Annotated in this window: 14 protein-coding genes; 9 read left to right on the plus strand and 5 right to left on the minus strand. The window is 65.3% G+C overall.

What is annotated here, in order from left to right; all coding sequences use genetic code 11:
* The first annotated feature begins 1 nt into the window (after window position 1).
* From BIO17B3_RS10795 to BIO17B3_RS10835, 9 genes are all read left to right on the plus strand, one after another.
* Complete coding sequence (locus BIO17B3_RS10795) at window positions 2–901, plus strand: ABC transporter permease subunit (RefSeq protein WP_156054058.1); 900 nt, start codon at window positions 2–4, stop codon at window positions 899–901.
* On the plus strand, window positions 898–1,689 hold the full coding sequence (locus tag BIO17B3_RS10800; RefSeq protein WP_156054059.1) for an ABC transporter permease: 792 nt from the start codon (window positions 898–900) through the stop codon (window positions 1,687–1,689). The genes BIO17B3_RS10795 and BIO17B3_RS10800 overlap by 4 nt, the downstream gene beginning before the upstream one ends.
* The gene (locus tag BIO17B3_RS10805) at window positions 1,689–2,765 is read left to right on the plus strand and encodes an ABC transporter ATP-binding protein (protein WP_156054060.1); all 1,077 of its coding nucleotides are present in this window, start codon (window positions 1,689–1,691) and stop codon (window positions 2,763–2,765) included. The genes BIO17B3_RS10800 and BIO17B3_RS10805 overlap by 1 nt, the downstream gene beginning before the upstream one ends.
* Window positions 2,762–3,589 (plus strand): phosphodiesterase, encoded by an 828-nt coding sequence (locus BIO17B3_RS10810; RefSeq protein WP_156054061.1) that lies wholly within the window; start codon window positions 2,762–2,764, stop codon window positions 3,587–3,589. Before BIO17B3_RS10805 ends, BIO17B3_RS10810 begins: the two co-directional genes overlap by 4 nt.
* 116 nt (window positions 3,590–3,705) lie before the next feature.
* The gene (locus BIO17B3_RS10815; RefSeq protein ID WP_156054062.1) at window positions 3,706–4,173 is read left to right on the plus strand and encodes a MarR family winged helix-turn-helix transcriptional regulator; all 468 of its coding nucleotides are present in this window, start codon (window positions 3,706–3,708) and stop codon (window positions 4,171–4,173) included.
* Entirely contained in the window at window positions 4,170–4,739 is a 570-nt protein-coding gene (locus tag BIO17B3_RS10820; protein ID WP_156054063.1) for a cytochrome b, read from the plus strand. Before BIO17B3_RS10815 ends, BIO17B3_RS10820 begins: the two co-directional genes overlap by 4 nt.
* A gap of 54 nt (window positions 4,740–4,793) precedes the next feature.
* Window positions 4,794–5,375 (plus strand): YceI family protein, encoded by a 582-nt coding sequence (locus BIO17B3_RS10825; protein ID WP_156054064.1) that lies wholly within the window; start codon window positions 4,794–4,796, stop codon window positions 5,373–5,375.
* A gap of 52 nt (window positions 5,376–5,427) precedes the next feature.
* Entirely contained in the window at window positions 5,428–6,090 is a 663-nt protein-coding gene (locus BIO17B3_RS10830; protein WP_156054065.1) for a YceI family protein, read from the plus strand.
* 169 nt (window positions 6,091–6,259) lie between these two features.
* On the plus strand, window positions 6,260–7,057 hold the full coding sequence (locus tag BIO17B3_RS10835; RefSeq protein ID WP_156054066.1) for a dioxygenase: 798 nt from the start codon (window positions 6,260–6,262) through the stop codon (window positions 7,055–7,057).
* Between the two features lie 37 nt (window positions 7,058–7,094).
* Here BIO17B3_RS10835 and BIO17B3_RS10840 read toward each other — a convergent pair whose 3' ends face one another.
* From BIO17B3_RS10840 to katG, 5 genes are all read right to left on the minus strand, one after another.
* Window positions 7,095–8,276: an acyl-CoA dehydrogenase gene (locus tag BIO17B3_RS10840; protein WP_156054067.1), complete on the minus strand. Its 1,182-nt coding sequence runs from the start codon at window positions 8,274–8,276 to the stop codon at window positions 7,095–7,097.
* Between the two features lie 36 nt (window positions 8,277–8,312).
* Window positions 8,313–9,137, minus strand: coding sequence for a hypothetical protein (locus tag BIO17B3_RS10845; RefSeq protein WP_156054068.1), 825 nt, complete (start codon window positions 9,135–9,137; stop codon window positions 8,313–8,315).
* A 216-nt stretch (window positions 9,138–9,353) separates the two neighbouring features.
* On the minus strand, window positions 9,354–10,946 hold the full coding sequence (locus tag BIO17B3_RS10850; protein ID WP_156054069.1) for a sensor domain-containing diguanylate cyclase: 1,593 nt from the start codon (window positions 10,944–10,946) through the stop codon (window positions 9,354–9,356).
* A gap of 253 nt (window positions 10,947–11,199) precedes the next feature.
* Window positions 11,200–12,456: an Hsp70 family protein gene (locus BIO17B3_RS10855; RefSeq protein WP_156054070.1), complete on the minus strand. Its 1,257-nt coding sequence runs from the start codon at window positions 12,454–12,456 to the stop codon at window positions 11,200–11,202.
* Between the two features lie 389 nt (window positions 12,457–12,845).
* Window positions 12,846–15,041, minus strand: a complete 2,196-nt coding sequence (katG, locus tag BIO17B3_RS10860) for a catalase/peroxidase HPI (RefSeq protein WP_156054071.1) — start codon at window positions 15,039–15,041, stop codon at window positions 12,846–12,848.
* Window positions 15,042–15,355: the final 314 nt, after the last annotated feature.

Below are 15,355 nucleotides of genomic sequence, written 5' to 3' on the forward strand. Positions count from 1 at the left end.
TATGGCGTCTGACAGGGCGTCAATCGCCAGCCGCTCGGTGCGCCTGCCGGGCTGGCTGGGCCGACATTGGGGCACGGTGCTGTTCATCGGCCCCTTTCTGCTTTATGTGCTGGTGTTCCTGCTGCTGCCCGCGCTGCGCTTGCTGGCGCAGGCGCTCATCGACCCGCACGGCCTGACGCTGCGCTACATCGCCGAGCTGGCGCAGCCGCAGACGGTGCAGGCGTTTTCCAACTCCATCGTGCTCTCGGCGGTCTCGGCTGCAGTCGGTCTGGTGTTCGGCGGTCTGGCGGCCTATTTCATTTTGCACCCCAAGGCGCCCAAGGGGCTGCGTTCTCTGCTCACCTCGTTCAGCGCGGTGGCGGCGAACTTCGCCGGGGTGCCGCTGGCGTTTGCCTTCATCGCCACCCTGGGCAGTCTGGGCATGGTGACGGTCTGGCTGAAAAGCCTAGGGATCGACCTGTACGCCTCGGGCTTCAATCTCTACTCGATGAGTGGCTTGATTCTGGTGTATGGCTACTTTCAGATTCCGCTGATGATCATTGTCATCATCCCGGCCATCGAAGGGCTGCGGCGCGAATGGCGCGAGGCCGCGGAAAGCCTCGGTGCGCGCACCTGGGTGTACTGGCGGCATGTGGGCCTGCCGATTCTGTTGCCGTCGCTGCTGTCGGCCTACCTGCTGCTGTTCGGCAATTCGTTTTCGGCCTACGCCACGCCTTACGCGCTGACTTCGGGCAATATCGGCCTGGTGCCCATCGAAATCAGCAATGTGCTGTCGGGCAACGTCATGCTGGAGCCGCAAGCCGGCGCTGCGCTGGCGCTGGGCATGATCGCGGTGATGGTGGTGGTGATGTTGCTGTACGCGCTGGTGGCCCGCCGCGCCAATCGCTGGAGAGGACGATGAACGCATCTGTTCGTCAACGACTTCCAGTTTCGGGCATGGCGTTATTGCTCATCGTCGGGCTGTATTTCGCGCTGCCCTTGTTCGCTACCGGCGTGTTCAGCTTCTGGGAAGGCGGTGACCGTTACGGCCTCAGCGCCTATGCGAGTCTGGTGCGCCAGAGCGAGATGTGGAACAGCCTGTGGCTGTCTCTGCGGCTGGCGCTGGAAACCATCGCGCTCAGTCTGGTGGTGCTGGTGCCCGCGGTGTTCTGGATGCACCTGCGCGCGCCGCGCATGAAGCCGCTATTCGACTTCATTTCGGTGCTGCCTTTCGTCGTGCCGCCCATCGTGCTGGTGGCCGGGCTCACCGCGCTGTTTCATGGGCCGGACTGGTTCGTCGGCACGCCCAACTATCTGGTGGTGCCTTACGTCATTCTGGCGCTGCCCTACACCTACCGGGCGCTGGATGTGGGCATGCGCGCGCTCGATTTGCGCACCCTCACCGAGGCTTCGCACAGCCTGGGCGCAGGTTGGGGCACTTTCTTGCTGCGGGTGCTGGTGCCCAATCTCGCCAGTGCGCTGGCGGGTGCGGCGCTGCTCACCATCGCCATCGTCATGGGCGAGTTCACTTTTGCGAATGTGCTGCTGTTCAACACCTTCGCGGTCTATATCAACTACGTCGGCCAGACCTCGGCCACCGAGGCGGCGGCACTCACTCTGCTGAGCTTTGTCATCACCTGGCTGGCGATGCTGGGCGTGCTGCTGTCGGGGCGCGGCAAAGGCCAGGCGCAACTCGGAGGCGCGCACTGATGGCGACGCTTGAAATCAACGGGGTGGCCAAGCTTTACGGCAACCGCACCGTGCTGCACGACATTTCCCTGAATCTGAGCAGCGGCGAGTTTGTCTCGCTGCTCGGTCCCTCGGGCTGCGGCAAGACCACGCTGCTGCGCATCATCGCGGGGTTCGAGCACCCCGAGCGCGGCAGTGTGCGGGTGGACGGGCGCGACATCACCGCGCTGCCCGCCAATCAGCGCCAGTTCGGCATGGTGTTTCAGGCGTACAGCCTGTTTCCCAATATGACCGCGGCGGAGAACGTGCGCTTCGGCTTGCGGGTACGCAAAATCGACGCTGCCGAGCAAGCTCGCCGCGTGGGCGAGATGCTCGAACTCGTAGGCCTGTCGGCCCATGCCGACAAGTACCCGCACCAGCTCTCCGGTGGCCAACAGCAGCGCGTGGCGCTGGCGCGCGCCCTGGCCATCCAGCCCACACTGTTGTTGCTCGACGAACCTTTGTCGGCGCTCGACGCCAAGGTGCGGGTGCAGTTGCGCGAGGAGATTCGCCGCATTCAGCGCGAGACCGGCATCACCACCGTGTTCGTCACCCACGATCAGGAGGAGGCGCTGTCCATCTCCGACCGCGTGGCGGTGATGTTCGAGGGTCGCATGGTGCAGGTCGGCGCGCCAGCGGCGATTTATCAGGAGCCGGAGCATCCTTTCGTCGCCCAGTTCATCGGCATTTCCAGCCGCCTGCCCGCGCGTCTGCTCGATGCCGGGCAGGGCATGATTTCTGTGATGGACAAGCCGCTGCAGGCGCCGCGCGCGCGCGGTCTGGTGAGCGAGGAACTGCATCTTTACCTGCGCCCCGAAGATGTGCAGTTGCACGCGCTCAACGGCAGTACGCCGAGCGGTGCGGTGCTGCAGGGCACGGTGCGCGAAAGCACCTTCTTCGGCGCCGTTACGCGCTTGCGCGTCGATCTCGACAGCGGCGAGCGTTTGCTGTCCGACCTGTCCACCAGCGCCGCGCAGCAACTGCCCATCGGCAGCCGGGTGCACATCGGCTGGCAGGCCGATGCCATGCGCCTGCTGCCCGCGAAGGACACGCCATGAAGCTCATTCACCTCACCGACACCCATCTCACCACGCCGGGCCGCAGTCTCTACGGTATCGACCCGCTGGCGCGGTTGCAGGCGGCGGTCGAGCACATTGCGCACCAGCATGCCGACGCCGAGCTGTGCGTGGTCACCGGCGACCTCACACACTGGGGCGAGGCGGCGGCATACGCCAGTCTGCGCGACGGCCTGGAGTTGCTGCCCATGCCGGTGCTGCCGCTGATCGGCAACCACGATCACCGGGGCCGTTTTCGCGCCGCGTTTCCCGAAGTGCCGGTGGACGAAAACGGTTTTGTGCAGTGGACGCACGACACCTCGGTCGGCCGCTTCATCCTGCTCGATACGGTGCTGGGCGACGCCGATCAGCGGCGCCCATCCGCGGGCTATTTCGATGCCGGTCGCGTTGAGTGGCTGCGCGCGCAGCTCGATCGTGCGCAGGCTGACGCAGCGCCGGTCTTCCTGTTCATGCACCATCCGCCGTTTGGCGTGGGCATCGCCGCCTTCGACGAGATCAACCTCGTGGCCGATGACGCCTTGGCTTTCGGCGCTTTGCTGCGGGAGTATGGCCACATCCGCCATCTGTTCTTCGGTCACATCCACCGCCCCATTTCCGGCAGCTGGCATGGCATTCCTTTCTCCACCCTGCCGGCCACGGCGCATCAGTCGGGCCTCGACTTCCTCACGGAAACCGATCTGTTTACCCACGAAGCGCCGGGCTACGGCGTGGTGCTGATCACGCCCGAGCAGGTCACGGTGCACATCAGCGATTTCCTCTATCGCGGCCCGCAGATCGACCCCGGCAGCGAACGCCTGCACGGCTGAAATTTTCTCGCGGCACCTTGCCCCGCCGCCTTGGCGGAGGCCGCAATGACCCTGCGCGCAGAGATAGTTCTAATCAGAACTAAGATGCGCCGCATGTTCTGCTTCCGAGTTGCAGTGTGACTTCCCCGCCCCCCTTTCTGCCCTTGCTGCGCGAACTCGTGCGCACCTATCAGGCGTTCGAGCGTTACTCCGCCGCGCATGTGCAAAGCCTCGGGTTGACCCCGGCGCAATTCGACGTGGTGGCCACGCTGGGTAACACCGAGGGCATGAACCCCAAGCAGTTGGGCGACAAGACCCTCATCACCAAAGGCACGCTGACCGGCGTGGTCGATCGCCTGCTGGCCAAGGGCTTGGTGCAGCGTCTGCCCGATCCGAGCGATGGCCGTGGGCAGATCGTGCGGCTGACGTCGCGGGGACAGAAAGTGTTCGAGCAAGTGTTTCCTGCGCATGGGGCGCATCTGGCGCAGGCGTTCTCAAAACTGAGCGCTGCAGAGCTGGCCGCCTCGCAGCAGGCCTTGCACAGCCTGCGGCAGGCGCTGGAGCAGGCGGGCGCTCACGCGGGTACTCAGGAGGGTGCGACATGAACTCCACCCCGGCTGCCGAAGTGGCCCGCTACACCCTGCCCGCACAGTTGCTGCATTGGCTGATCGCCCTGTTGATTTTCGGCCTCTTTCCGCTGGGGCTTTATATGCACGGGCTGCCGCTTTCGGTGCGCAAAATCGAGTTGTATTCGTGGCACAAATGGTTCGGTATCACCGTGCTGCTGTTGGTGGTGCTGCGCATCGGTTGGCGGCTCACGCATCGCCCGCCGCCGCTGCCCGGCGACATTCCGCCCTGGCAGCAGGCGGCCGCGGCCCTGATGCACGAACTGCTCTATTTACTGATTCTTTGCATACCGCTCAGCGGCTGGGCGCTGAGCTCGGCGGCCGGTGTGCCCGTGGTGTGGTGGGGCGTGTGGAAGCTGCCCAATCTGCTGCCCGCCAACCCGGCGATGGCGCATCTGCTCGAACTGGTGCACGCCACGCTGAACTACACCCTGGCCGCCTTGGTTGCCGTGCATATTGCCGCGGCGCTCAAGCACCAGTTCATCGATCACGACGGCGTGCTGCTGCGCATGCTGCCGCGTCTGTTGCCGCGTTTGCGTCGCTGATGGGCTCAAGACTCGCCACTCCGCGTGCGCTCTTTTTGGAAAAGGAAATCAATCATGTCGCATCTCTCGATCAAAACGCTGTGCGCCGCCGCCAGCGCGTTATCCATCTGCGCAACAGCCTGGGCGCAGCCCGTTCCCGCTGCGGCCTACACCCACGTTTTGCCCGCGTCGAGCGTGAGCTTCAGCGCCACCCAGATGGGCGTGCCGATGAAAGGTCACTTCAAAACCGTGACCGCGCAGATCGACTTCATGCCGGGCGACCTCGCCAAGTCGCACGTCGAGGTTGCGGTGCAGTCGGCCAGCGTGGACGCGGGCAGCGCCCAGACCAACGCCCTGCTCGCCGGGGCCGACTGGCTGGCGGCCAAAGCCGATCCGCAGGCCCGTTTCGTCTCCACCCATTTCACCCCCGACGGACCGGGACACTACTGGCTCAACGGCACTTTCAGCGTGAAGGGCCACAGCCAGCCGCTGCGCGTGCAGGTGAGCACCCACCCCGACGGCAAAGACCTGATCATGGACGCCGCCTTCAAACTCGACCGCACCGCCTTCGGCCTGGGCACCGGCTCGTGGGCCGACACCAGCGTGGTGGCCGCTGCCATTGCGGTGCAGGTGCATCTGGTCGTTTCTCCCCAATAACAACTGACACAACCCACTCACCGCACACCGCTCTCTCTGAAAGGACTTCACCATGTTTCGTTCAAGCTCCCGCTCACTTCTGGCCCCCGCGCTTTCAACCGCCGTGGCCATGGCGCTCTGCGCCGCACCGGCCTGGGCCGCCGAAACAACGGCGCCGCAGGCCTATGTTCACAAGCATGCCGATCCAGCGGGGAGTTACCGCGTCGATCCCGATCATTCCGGGGTGCAGTTCACCATCGGCCACGCGGGTGTCGGGCGCTTCACCGGGGTGTTCAAACGGGTGACTGGCAGCTACACCTTCGACCCTGCGAACCCCGCCAAAGACAAGGCCGACATCGTCATCCCCGCCCAGAGTCTGGACACCTTCCTGTCGCAACGCAACACCGATCTGCTGGCCGCGCCGTTTTTCGACGCCGCTGCGAACCCCGACATCCGCTTCGTCGGCACGCGCTATGTGCCGCAGAACAAGACCCACGGCAAGCTCTACGGCAACCTCACCCTGCGCGGCGTAACCCACCCGGCGACCTTCGAGGTAACGCTGGAAGGCGCGGGCGATGTGGCCTATCTGCCCAAACCCTGGGGCGGTTATCTCAGCGGCTTCGTCGCCACCACCACGATCAATCGCATGGACTACGGCATGACCGCTTTCGCCGCTGGCCTGAGCCATGAGGTGAAAGTGCGCGTGGAGATCGAAGGCGTGCGCACCCCATCATGATTGCCCCCAGGGCCGGTCTGCGCCCAGCCCGCCCCCCGCGGGGGATGAGGCCCGCGGCTCCAAGCTGCCCTGCGGCAGCTTGGACGGAGCCGAATCCGAGCAGCTTGCAAGCTGCGAGGTGGACAAGGAAACTTGGGGTGGCCCGGCGTTTCCTTGAGAGGAGCTGAACATGCCCGATCAGCGCATGCCCACGTTGTTTGTCTCTCACGGCTCGCCCATGCTGCCGCTGGAGCCGGGCAGCGCCGGGCCGATGCTCCAGGCGCTCGGGCAGGCGCTGCCGCGGCCCGCGATCATCCTCGCTTTTTCGCCGCACTGGATGGCGCGGCAGCCCATTCTGGGCACCAGCACGCGGCCTTCGACCCTGCACGACTTCGGCGGTTTCGACCGCGCGCTCTATGCCCTGCAATACCCCGCGCCCGGTGCGCCGCAGTGGGCTGCGCGGATAGAAGCACTGTTGCGCGAAGCTGGCTGGGGCGTGCACGAAGACCCGCAGCGCGGGCTCGATCACGGCGTCTGGTCACCGCTGCGGCTGATGCTTCCGCAGGCGGATATTCCGGTGATGCCGCTGGCCATGCCCTGGCCGCTCGACGCCGCGCTCGCCTATAGCCTGGGCGCGGCGCTGGCGCCGCTGACCGAGCAAGGCGTCTTGCTGTTCGGCACTGGCAGCCTGACGCACAATCTGCACGAGTTTCACCCGTCCGCCCGCACCGACGATCCACCGGCCGCCTACGTGCAGGCTTTCGTCGAATGGATGCGCGGCATGATCGACCGCGGCGACACCCCGGCGCTGCTCGACTACCGCCGCAGAGCGCCGCATGCGGCACGCGCGCACCCCACCGACGAGCATCTGCTGCCGCTGTTCTGGGCGCTGGGCGCCGCTGGCGAAGGCGCCACGCCGCGTCATCATGTCGGGGGCGTGCACTACGGCAACCTCAGCATGGACGCTTGGGAGTTTGTCGCCGCCTGAGCGGGAATGCGCCGCGTCGCGGACGGTGGCGTGAGACTCAGAACGCCGCGATGCCCGTGATCGCCCGGCCGAGAATGAGGGCGTGGATGTCGTGCGTGCCCTCGTAGGTGTTGACCACTTCGAGATTCACCAGATGGCGGGCCACGCCGAACTCGTCTGAAATGCCATTGCCGCCGAGCATGTCGCGCGCGGTGCGGGCGATGTCGAGCGCCTTGCCGCAGTTGTTGCGTTTGAGCAGCGAGGTGACTTCGGGCGCCGCCGTGCCTTCGTCCTTCATGCGCCCCAGGCGCAGCACGCCCTGCAGCCCGAGGCTGATGTCGGTCGCCATGTCGGCCAGCTTTTTCTGCACGAGCTGATTGGCCGCCAGCGGACGGCCGAACTGCTTGCGGTCGAGCACATACTGCCGCGCACGGGCGTAGCAGTCTTCCGCCGCGCCCATCGCCCCCCAGGCGATGCCGTAGCGCGCGCTGTTCAGGCAGGTGAAAGGGCCTTTGAGCCCGCGCACCGTGGGAAAGGCGTTTTCTTCGGGACAGAACACCTGGTCCATCACAATCTCGCCGGTGATCGAGGTACGCAGGCCGACCTTGCCGTGTAGGGCCGGTGCGCTCAGCCCCTTTGCCCCCTTGTCGAGCACGAAGCCGCGAATCTCGCCCGCGTCGTCCTTGGCCCAGACCACGAACACATCGGCGATCGGGCTATTGCTGATCCACATCTTGTTGCCAGTGAGCGCATAGCCGCCGGGCACGGCACGGGCGCGCGTGCTCATGCCGCCGGGGTCGGAGCCGTGATCGGGTTCGGTCAGCCCGAAGCAGCCGATCCATTCGCCGCGGGCCAGCTTGGGCAGATACTTCTGCTTCATCGCTTCGGAGCCGAAGGCGAAGATCGGCAGCATGACCAGCGAGCTCTGCACACTCATCATCGAGCGATAGCCCGAATCGACCCGCTCGACCTCGCGCGCGATCAGCCCGTAACCTACATAGTTCAGCCCGGCGCCGCCATAGGCCTCGGGAATCGTCGGGCCGAGCAGGCCGAGCGCTCCCATTTCGCGGAAGATCGTCGGGTCGGTGGTTTCATGGCGGAAGGCGCTCAGCACCCGCGGCACGAGCTGGTCTTGGCAATACGCCTGCGCGGCGTCGCGCACCGCCCGTTCGTCGGCGCTGAGCTGGGCGTCGAGCTGCAGCGCATCGTCCCATTGAAATGCGGGTTTGGAGGAGGCCATGGGTTTTCCTTGCAGGAGAAATCAATCAGGGGCAAATCATCTTACGGCGGGCGCCCGGCCCGGCCACGTTCTTCCCAGCAGCAGCCGATAAAGCCGCAGCAGCCCCCAGAAAAACAGCAGGGGCAGCACCACGGTCTGTATCAAAAAGACGGCCGCCAGGGTGATGAGGTGCGACACGATACCGCTCGCCTTGGCCTGCAGCGCCTGTACCTGCTGGCCGATGTCCTGCGTCTGCGACCACAGTTGTCTGAGCTTGTCCAAGGCCCCGCCGTCAGCCTGCGCCGCCGTCTGCGCTTCAGAGGCTGCGGGGGTGGACAGGCTGACCTGCTCTTGAGCGGCGGCGTAGTCGCGCGCCATCAGCAGCGAATAGGTCAGCTCGCTGGCCAGCGAGGCGGCGGGCACGCTCAGGCTCAGCACCAACAGGCCAACCGACAGCCGCGCCAGCCAGGGCGGTGCGCGGCGCTCTCTCAGCACCAGCACAGCCCAGGCCAGAAACAAGGCGGAGAGCACCACCGCCAGCGGCCAGGCGCTGAACACCGCGATCAGCACTTGCTGCATGGCAAACGACAAAGTCGCCACGAGCATGACACTGGAAAACTGCTCGACCAGATCGTCCAGCGGGTCGAGTGCCGCGCCCGGCTGCACCGAAGCGCCCGCGCCGATCTGAAAACTCACCGACGCACTCTTGGCCACGCTGAGCACGCCGTTGAGCGCCCGCGCCGAAGCAAACGTCACCAGCGCGCGCTGCAGTCCCGACTCGACAGACCGTTGCGCCGTGGCTTGCAGCGGACGCCACCACACCAGCGCCAGAACCAGCGCGAACACCGTCAGCAACGCCGCCTTCCTCTGCTTGCTCTCCATGATGCATTCCCTCGAAAAATCGCCCAGCGCCCAGCATAGAAGGAAGTGAGTTGGGTCTGCACGCATAAGGGACGGCGGTGTTTTGCCGTCAAGGCGGCGAATGACGCTGCTTCAAACCAGCCTCGATCGCGCGTCTTGCCGCTCAATCCCTCAGGTTTGCATCAGCGCATGAGCAAACGCCGGGTCGCCCCTCGGGCGCTCAGCAGCGCCGGACGCCTACAAAACCGAGGCCGCCGCCAGCTCCACCCGGTTGCGGCCGTTTTGTTTGGCCTGGTACATGGCCGTATCGGCGCGGCCCAGCGCGGCTTCCAGAGTGCTCTCGCCAGGCTGCAGAACGGTGACGCCGATACTCAGCGTCATCGGCACCCGCAGCCCCTGGATGCGCAGCGCATGTCGCGACACCGACAGGCGGATGCGATCAGCCAGTTCATACGCGTTTTCCAGGCTAGTGGCGGGCAGAAAGACGGCGAACTCCTCGCCGCCGATCCGCCCGATCACGTCGCCCTCGCGCAGCGCGGCGTTCATGCGATTGGCCAACTGCACCAGCACGGTATCGCCCACGGCGTGACCGTGCGTGTCGTTGACGCGCTTGAAGTGGTCGGCGTCGATCAGCAGCAGACTGGGCGCCTGGTCGCGGGCTGACTGCAGCAAGGCATTGGCGCGCTCAAAAAAGCCGCGGCGGTTGTAGAGCCCGGTCAGCGCGTCGGTCTGGGTCATGCGGGTGAGCGCCTGCTCGCGCTGCTTGCGGTCGGTGATTTCCACCAGGCTGGTGAGCACCGCGGCCTTGTTGTCGTAGCGCAGGCTGCTGGCGGCCAGCATGACGTGGATGTGATTGCCGCTGGAGGTGAGCATGCGCACATCCACAGGGCCCGCTTCGCCGCGTGCTTTCAGCGCATCGGTCACGGCGCTGCGAGTACGCGAGTCTGCGTAAAAATTCGAGGCATAGGCAGAGCCCGGTTCAGTGTGGCGCCGTTCCGGGTCGAGCAGGGCCTGAGCGGCGCGGTTGAATCGCAACACCGAGCCGTTGTCTTGCTGGCTCAGGACCAGCGGCACCGGGCAGACCTCGAACAGATGGCGCAGATTGCTCTCGGCGGTGCGGCGCTCCCGCATTTCTTTTTCCAGCCGCTGGCGCTCGAGCCAGAGCAGGCGGCCGGAGCGGGCGTTGTGGGCGGCAGTCATCCACCCCAGAATGTGCACATACAGCGCGATGACCAGCAGCGCGCTCAGGTCGCGCCACGAGGCGTGATGCCACCCGTAGGCCTGAATGAACAGGCTGGCGGTACCCAGGGGCAACAGCCAGAAGTTGACCGGGCTGAGCATGGGCACGAAGGCATAAGCCGACGCCACTATGAGCAGGCCGGTCAGTCCCTGATAGGGTGAGAACTCGCCATAGCCCAAATTGACCAGACGCAAGGCGACGATGGCTCCGAGTTCAAACAGAATCAGCGCCGTGCGCAATTGCGCCGGACGCGCGACAGCGCCGGGTCGCGCCACGCGCCAGAGATACAGGCCCAGCGCCAACACGGCCAGCCGCACGGCCAGCAGCCAAAAGAACGGGGCGCTATCGTGCAGCTGGGTCCAGTCGACGATGCTGCCTAGCAAACACACCAGACCGCCCAACAGCCCGAGCAGGCGCAACCGCGCGGCGATATCGGGCCAGAGATCATGCACATAGGCGTGCTCGTCCTGTCTGCGCAGAAACAGGCCGAGCCGACCGATGGGTGGCGTGGCTTCGCCGGTCAGGCGTGCCGACTCGCTGCCGCTGGTGGCAGAACGGGGCTCAAGACTGCGGCGAGGCCAGGGGGTCATGTGCGCAACGGCAAAAATCAGGCGGCTGAGAGCGCCCCCAGACCTGCCGCGTTCGCGGCAGGCCCCCCCGAGGGGGATGAGAAAGCTTGGGGCGGCCCGGCGTTTTCTCATGAGGGAAATGTAAACATTGTTCCCGAACTCGGCGGCAGGCGTCTCGGGAAAATGTCACAGCGCAGCCTGTTTTTCGCAATGTCCTACGCACCCGCCTTTTTACCGGCGGAACCGCGCGCAGGCGCGCCGATTGCGCAACGAATCAACCGCGGCTGTACGCCAGGCCCGAGGCCACGCCGCCGAACAGGTCACCGACCACCAGCTCCACGCCGTCGAACTCGGCCTGCAGTGCGCGCTGAAACGGGCGCAGCGCGCTCGACCCGCCGGTGAGGTAGATCGCATCGAGCGCGCCGTCGCCCAGGCCCGCGCGCTGCACACATTCGCGGGCGCAGGCTACGGTACGCGACAGCAAATCCGCCAGATGATCGCGTAGATCGGCAGGGGTGAGTGAAGCCTGCAGCCCCCTCTCGATGAACGATAGCGTGATGGCCGTATCGGCATCGTCCTGCGAGCAGCGGATCTTGGCCTGCTCGACCTCATGCGCCAGCCGGTGCCCCTCGCGGTGGCGCAGCACCGTCATCAGTCGCTCGTGCAGTTGGGGCTCGGCATAGTCTTCGCGCAGCGCCTGCGCCTGGCTCAGCGCGCGCGGCAGATACAGCCACTGGATCAGGTGCCAGGTCGAGAGATCGAAAAACACGCGGCTGGGCACCTCGCGCTGCTGCGGTCCCAGGTGGCGGTAGCCCAGCAGGGGCATGGCCCGCTCCAGACTGAGCTTGTGGTCGAAATCGGTCCCGCCGATGTGCACCCCGGAAGTGGCGAGCACGTCGGCGCTGCGGTCGGCTTGCGCACTGCGCTGCGGGCCCAGTCGCACCACGGTGAAGTCGGACGTGCCGCCGCCCACATCGACCACCAGCACCAGACTCTCGCGCGACAGACGGCGCTCGTAGTCGAGCGCCGCCGCAATCGGCTCCAGTTGAAACGTCACCTGCTCGAACCCCACCGCCAGGGCAGCCTCGTGCAACGAGCGCTGCGCTTGCGCGTCGCGCTGCGGGTTGTCGTCGACAAAGTGCACCGGTCGGCCCATGACCACCCGCGTGGGCGCGCGGCCCAGCGCCTGCGCCGCACGTTGGCGCAACTCGGCAAGGAAGGTCGCCACGATGTCCTGAAAGCTGACCTGCTGGTGGTTGGCTTCCGTCTTCTCCAGCAGCAGCGGGCTGCCCAGCAGGCTTTTGAGCGAACGCATCAGCCGCCCTTCCGAGCCGCTGAGGTATTGCCTCACGGCGTCGCGCCCGAAGTGCGTGCGGTGGTCTTCCGCGTTGAAGAACACGGCCGTGGGCATGGCCAGCGCTTCGCCCTCCAACGGAATCAGACGCGACAGTCCGTGTGGCTCCGCCCAAGACACCGCCGAATTGGAGGTGCCGAAATCAATGCCGAGCGTGCCGTGTAGAGGGGACATCATGAACAAAAGTGAGATTGCCGCAGTGCTGCACGCGATGCAGCGGGCTGCGCAGTTTACTCACCTTGAACCCAGATCTTCCATCAGGCGGGGCTTCGCCCCTACACGGGCGCTGGCGGGCGGTTTGGGGCGTCTTCGCCCCCGCGCTTCGCGCCCATAGCGATGGCGATGGGCTTGTCACGCAGGGCCAAATCCATCCCCAACCCGCCGCGCCATCAACCCGTGTCCCCATGGAAAATCTGGGTTGAAAGAGCGGCATTTGTGCGGCGGGCTAACTGGCGCGACGCAGAGGCGGGTTTGCGCACGCGCACAAAAAAGCCGGGATAAAAACCTTCCCGGCGAAGTCCAGCCAAGCCGGTCTCGGCTTGCGCCTCGACCGGCTTCCTCAAGGTTCAGGCCAGGTCGAATCGATCCAGATTCATCACCTTGCCAAAGGCTGCGGCGAAGTCGTGCGCGAACTTCTGCTGCGCATCGCTGCCGGCATACACCTCGGCAATGGCGCGAAGCTGGGCGTTTGAGCCGAACATGAGATCGACCGTGGTGGCCGTCCACTTCAGCGCCCCGGTCTTGCGGTCGCGGCCCTCCATCACGCCTTCGGTTGCGGTGCGCTCCCACTTCGTGCCCATGTCGAGCAGGTTGACGAAAAAGTCGTTGCTCAGGGTTTCCGCTCGCTGGGTGAACAGGCCGTGGTGCGACTCTCCGACGTTGGTGTTCAGCGCGCGCATGCCGCCGATCAGCACCGTCATCTCGGGCGCGCTCAGGTTCATCAACTGCGCCCGGTCGACCAGCAATTCAGCGGCATAACCGGCATAGCCCTTGCGGGTGTAGTTGCGGAAGCCGTCGGCCTTGGGTTCGAGCACGGCGAACGACGCCACATCGGTTTGTTCCTGCGTGGCGTCGGTGCGGCCGGGTGAGAACGGCACCTCGACGTCGATCCCGCCCTTCTTCGCCGCCGCTTCCACCCCGGCGCAACCGCCCAGCACGATCAGGTCGGCCAGCGACACTTTTTTGCCACCCGCGGCCTGCGCGTTGAACTCGGCCTGGAGGGCTTCGAGCTTGGACAGCACCTTGGCCAGCTCGGCGGGTTGGTTGGCTTCCCAGTCTTTCTGCGGTGCGAGGCGGATGCGCGCGCCGTTGGCGCCGCCGCGCTTGTCGCTGCCGCGGAAGGTGGAGGCCGAGGCCCAAGCGGTGCCGACCAGTTGGGGGATGGACAGGCCGGAGGCGAGCAATTTGGCCTTGAGCGCCGCAATGTCTGCCGCGTCGATCAGCGGATGATCGACCGCAGGCACCGGGTCTTGCCAGATCAGCTCTTCCTTGGGCACGAGCTTGCCGAGGTAGCGGGCGCGCGGCCCCATGTCGCGGTGCGTGAGCTTGAACCAGGCGCGGGCGAAGGCGTCGGCGAACTCGTCCGGGTTGGCCATGAAGCGGCGTGAGATCTTCTCGTAGATCGGATCGACGCGCATGGCCATGTCGGCATCGGTCATCAGGATGGGCACCTTCTTCGACGCATCCGCCGCTGACGGGGCCATGTTCTTGTCGGTGTTCTGCTTGGGCACCCATTGATGCGCACCCGCCGGGCTCTTGACGTTTTCCCATTCATTGCCGAACAGCACTTCGAAGTAGCTCATGTCCCACTGCGTCGGCGTGGGCGTCCAGGAGCCCTCCAGTCCGCTGCCGATCTGGTCGCCGCCCTTACCGCTCTTGTAGCTGCTGATCCAGCCCAGTCCCATCTCCTCCACTGGGGCCGCCTCGGGCGCTGGCCCGACATGCGTGGCAGGCCCGGCGCCGTGGCATTTGCCGAAGGTGTGACCGCCCGCGGTGAGCGCCACGGTCTCTTCGTCGTTCATGGCCATGCGCGCGAAGGTTTCACGCACCATCTGCGCCGAAGCCAGCGGATCGGGCTTGCCGCCCGGCCCTTCCGGGTTGACGTAAATCAGCCCCATCTGCACGGCGGCGAGCGGGTTTTCGAGATCGGCTTGCTGCGTGCCGTGGCGCGTATCGCCCAGCCAGGTGTTCTCCGAACCCCAATAGGTGTCTTCCTCCGGCTCGTACACATCGGCGCGCCCGCCGCCGAAACCAAAGGTTTTGAAACCCATCGATTCGAGGGCCGCATTACCCGCGAGAATGTACAGATCGGCCCACGACAGCTTGCGGCCGTACTTCTGCTTGATCGGCCACAGCAGACGACGCGCCTTGTCGAGATTGACGTTGTCGGGCCAACTATTGAGCGGCGCGAACCGCTGATAGCCGCTGCCCGCGCCGCCGCGCCCGTCGCCAATGCGGTAAGTGCCCGCGCCGTGCCAAGCCATGCGGATGAACAGCGGGCCGTAGTGCCCGTAGTCCGCAGGCCACCAGTCCTGCGAGTCGGTCATCAGCGCCTTGAGGTCTTTGACCACGGCGTCGAGATCGAGGGTCTTGAACTCTTCGGCGTAGTTGAACGCCTCGCCCATCGGATTGGACGCTGGCGCGTGCTGGTGCAGCATTTTGAGGTTGAGCTGGTTGGGCCACCAATTGGCGTTGCCCATCGCCCCGACGACAGTCTTGGTCTGGGTGCTGTGCGCCACCGGGCATTTCAAATCGTTCGACATGGTTGACTCCTTGAGGTTGTCATCGCTTCAAGGTGCTTGATGCGACCGTTGCAGCTTAGGCCGCAATAATTGAAAAGAACAATTTAAAGTTCCAATACGATTGATTGAGTAAAACTAGGCAAAGGCCGGATTGGCGCCTTGCTGATGTGCCGTTCAAATGGTTGAAGGTTCGGCAGGGTTCCACTGTAAGACGCAAGTTGGTGACTTATTTCCTGTTTTTATCGGGTGTTGTATGAAACGATGGCCCACTGTTCCCGTGTTTGTGCCGTTCTTTCGTACGTACGACCTAGCCTTGGTGAAGGGCGTACTTATCC

The sequence above is a fragment of the Thiomonas sp. OC7 genome (genome assembly GCF_900634595.1).
In the GTDB taxonomy this organism is placed as follows: Bacteria; Pseudomonadota; Gammaproteobacteria; order Burkholderiales; family Burkholderiaceae_C; genus Thiomonas; species Thiomonas arsenitoxydans.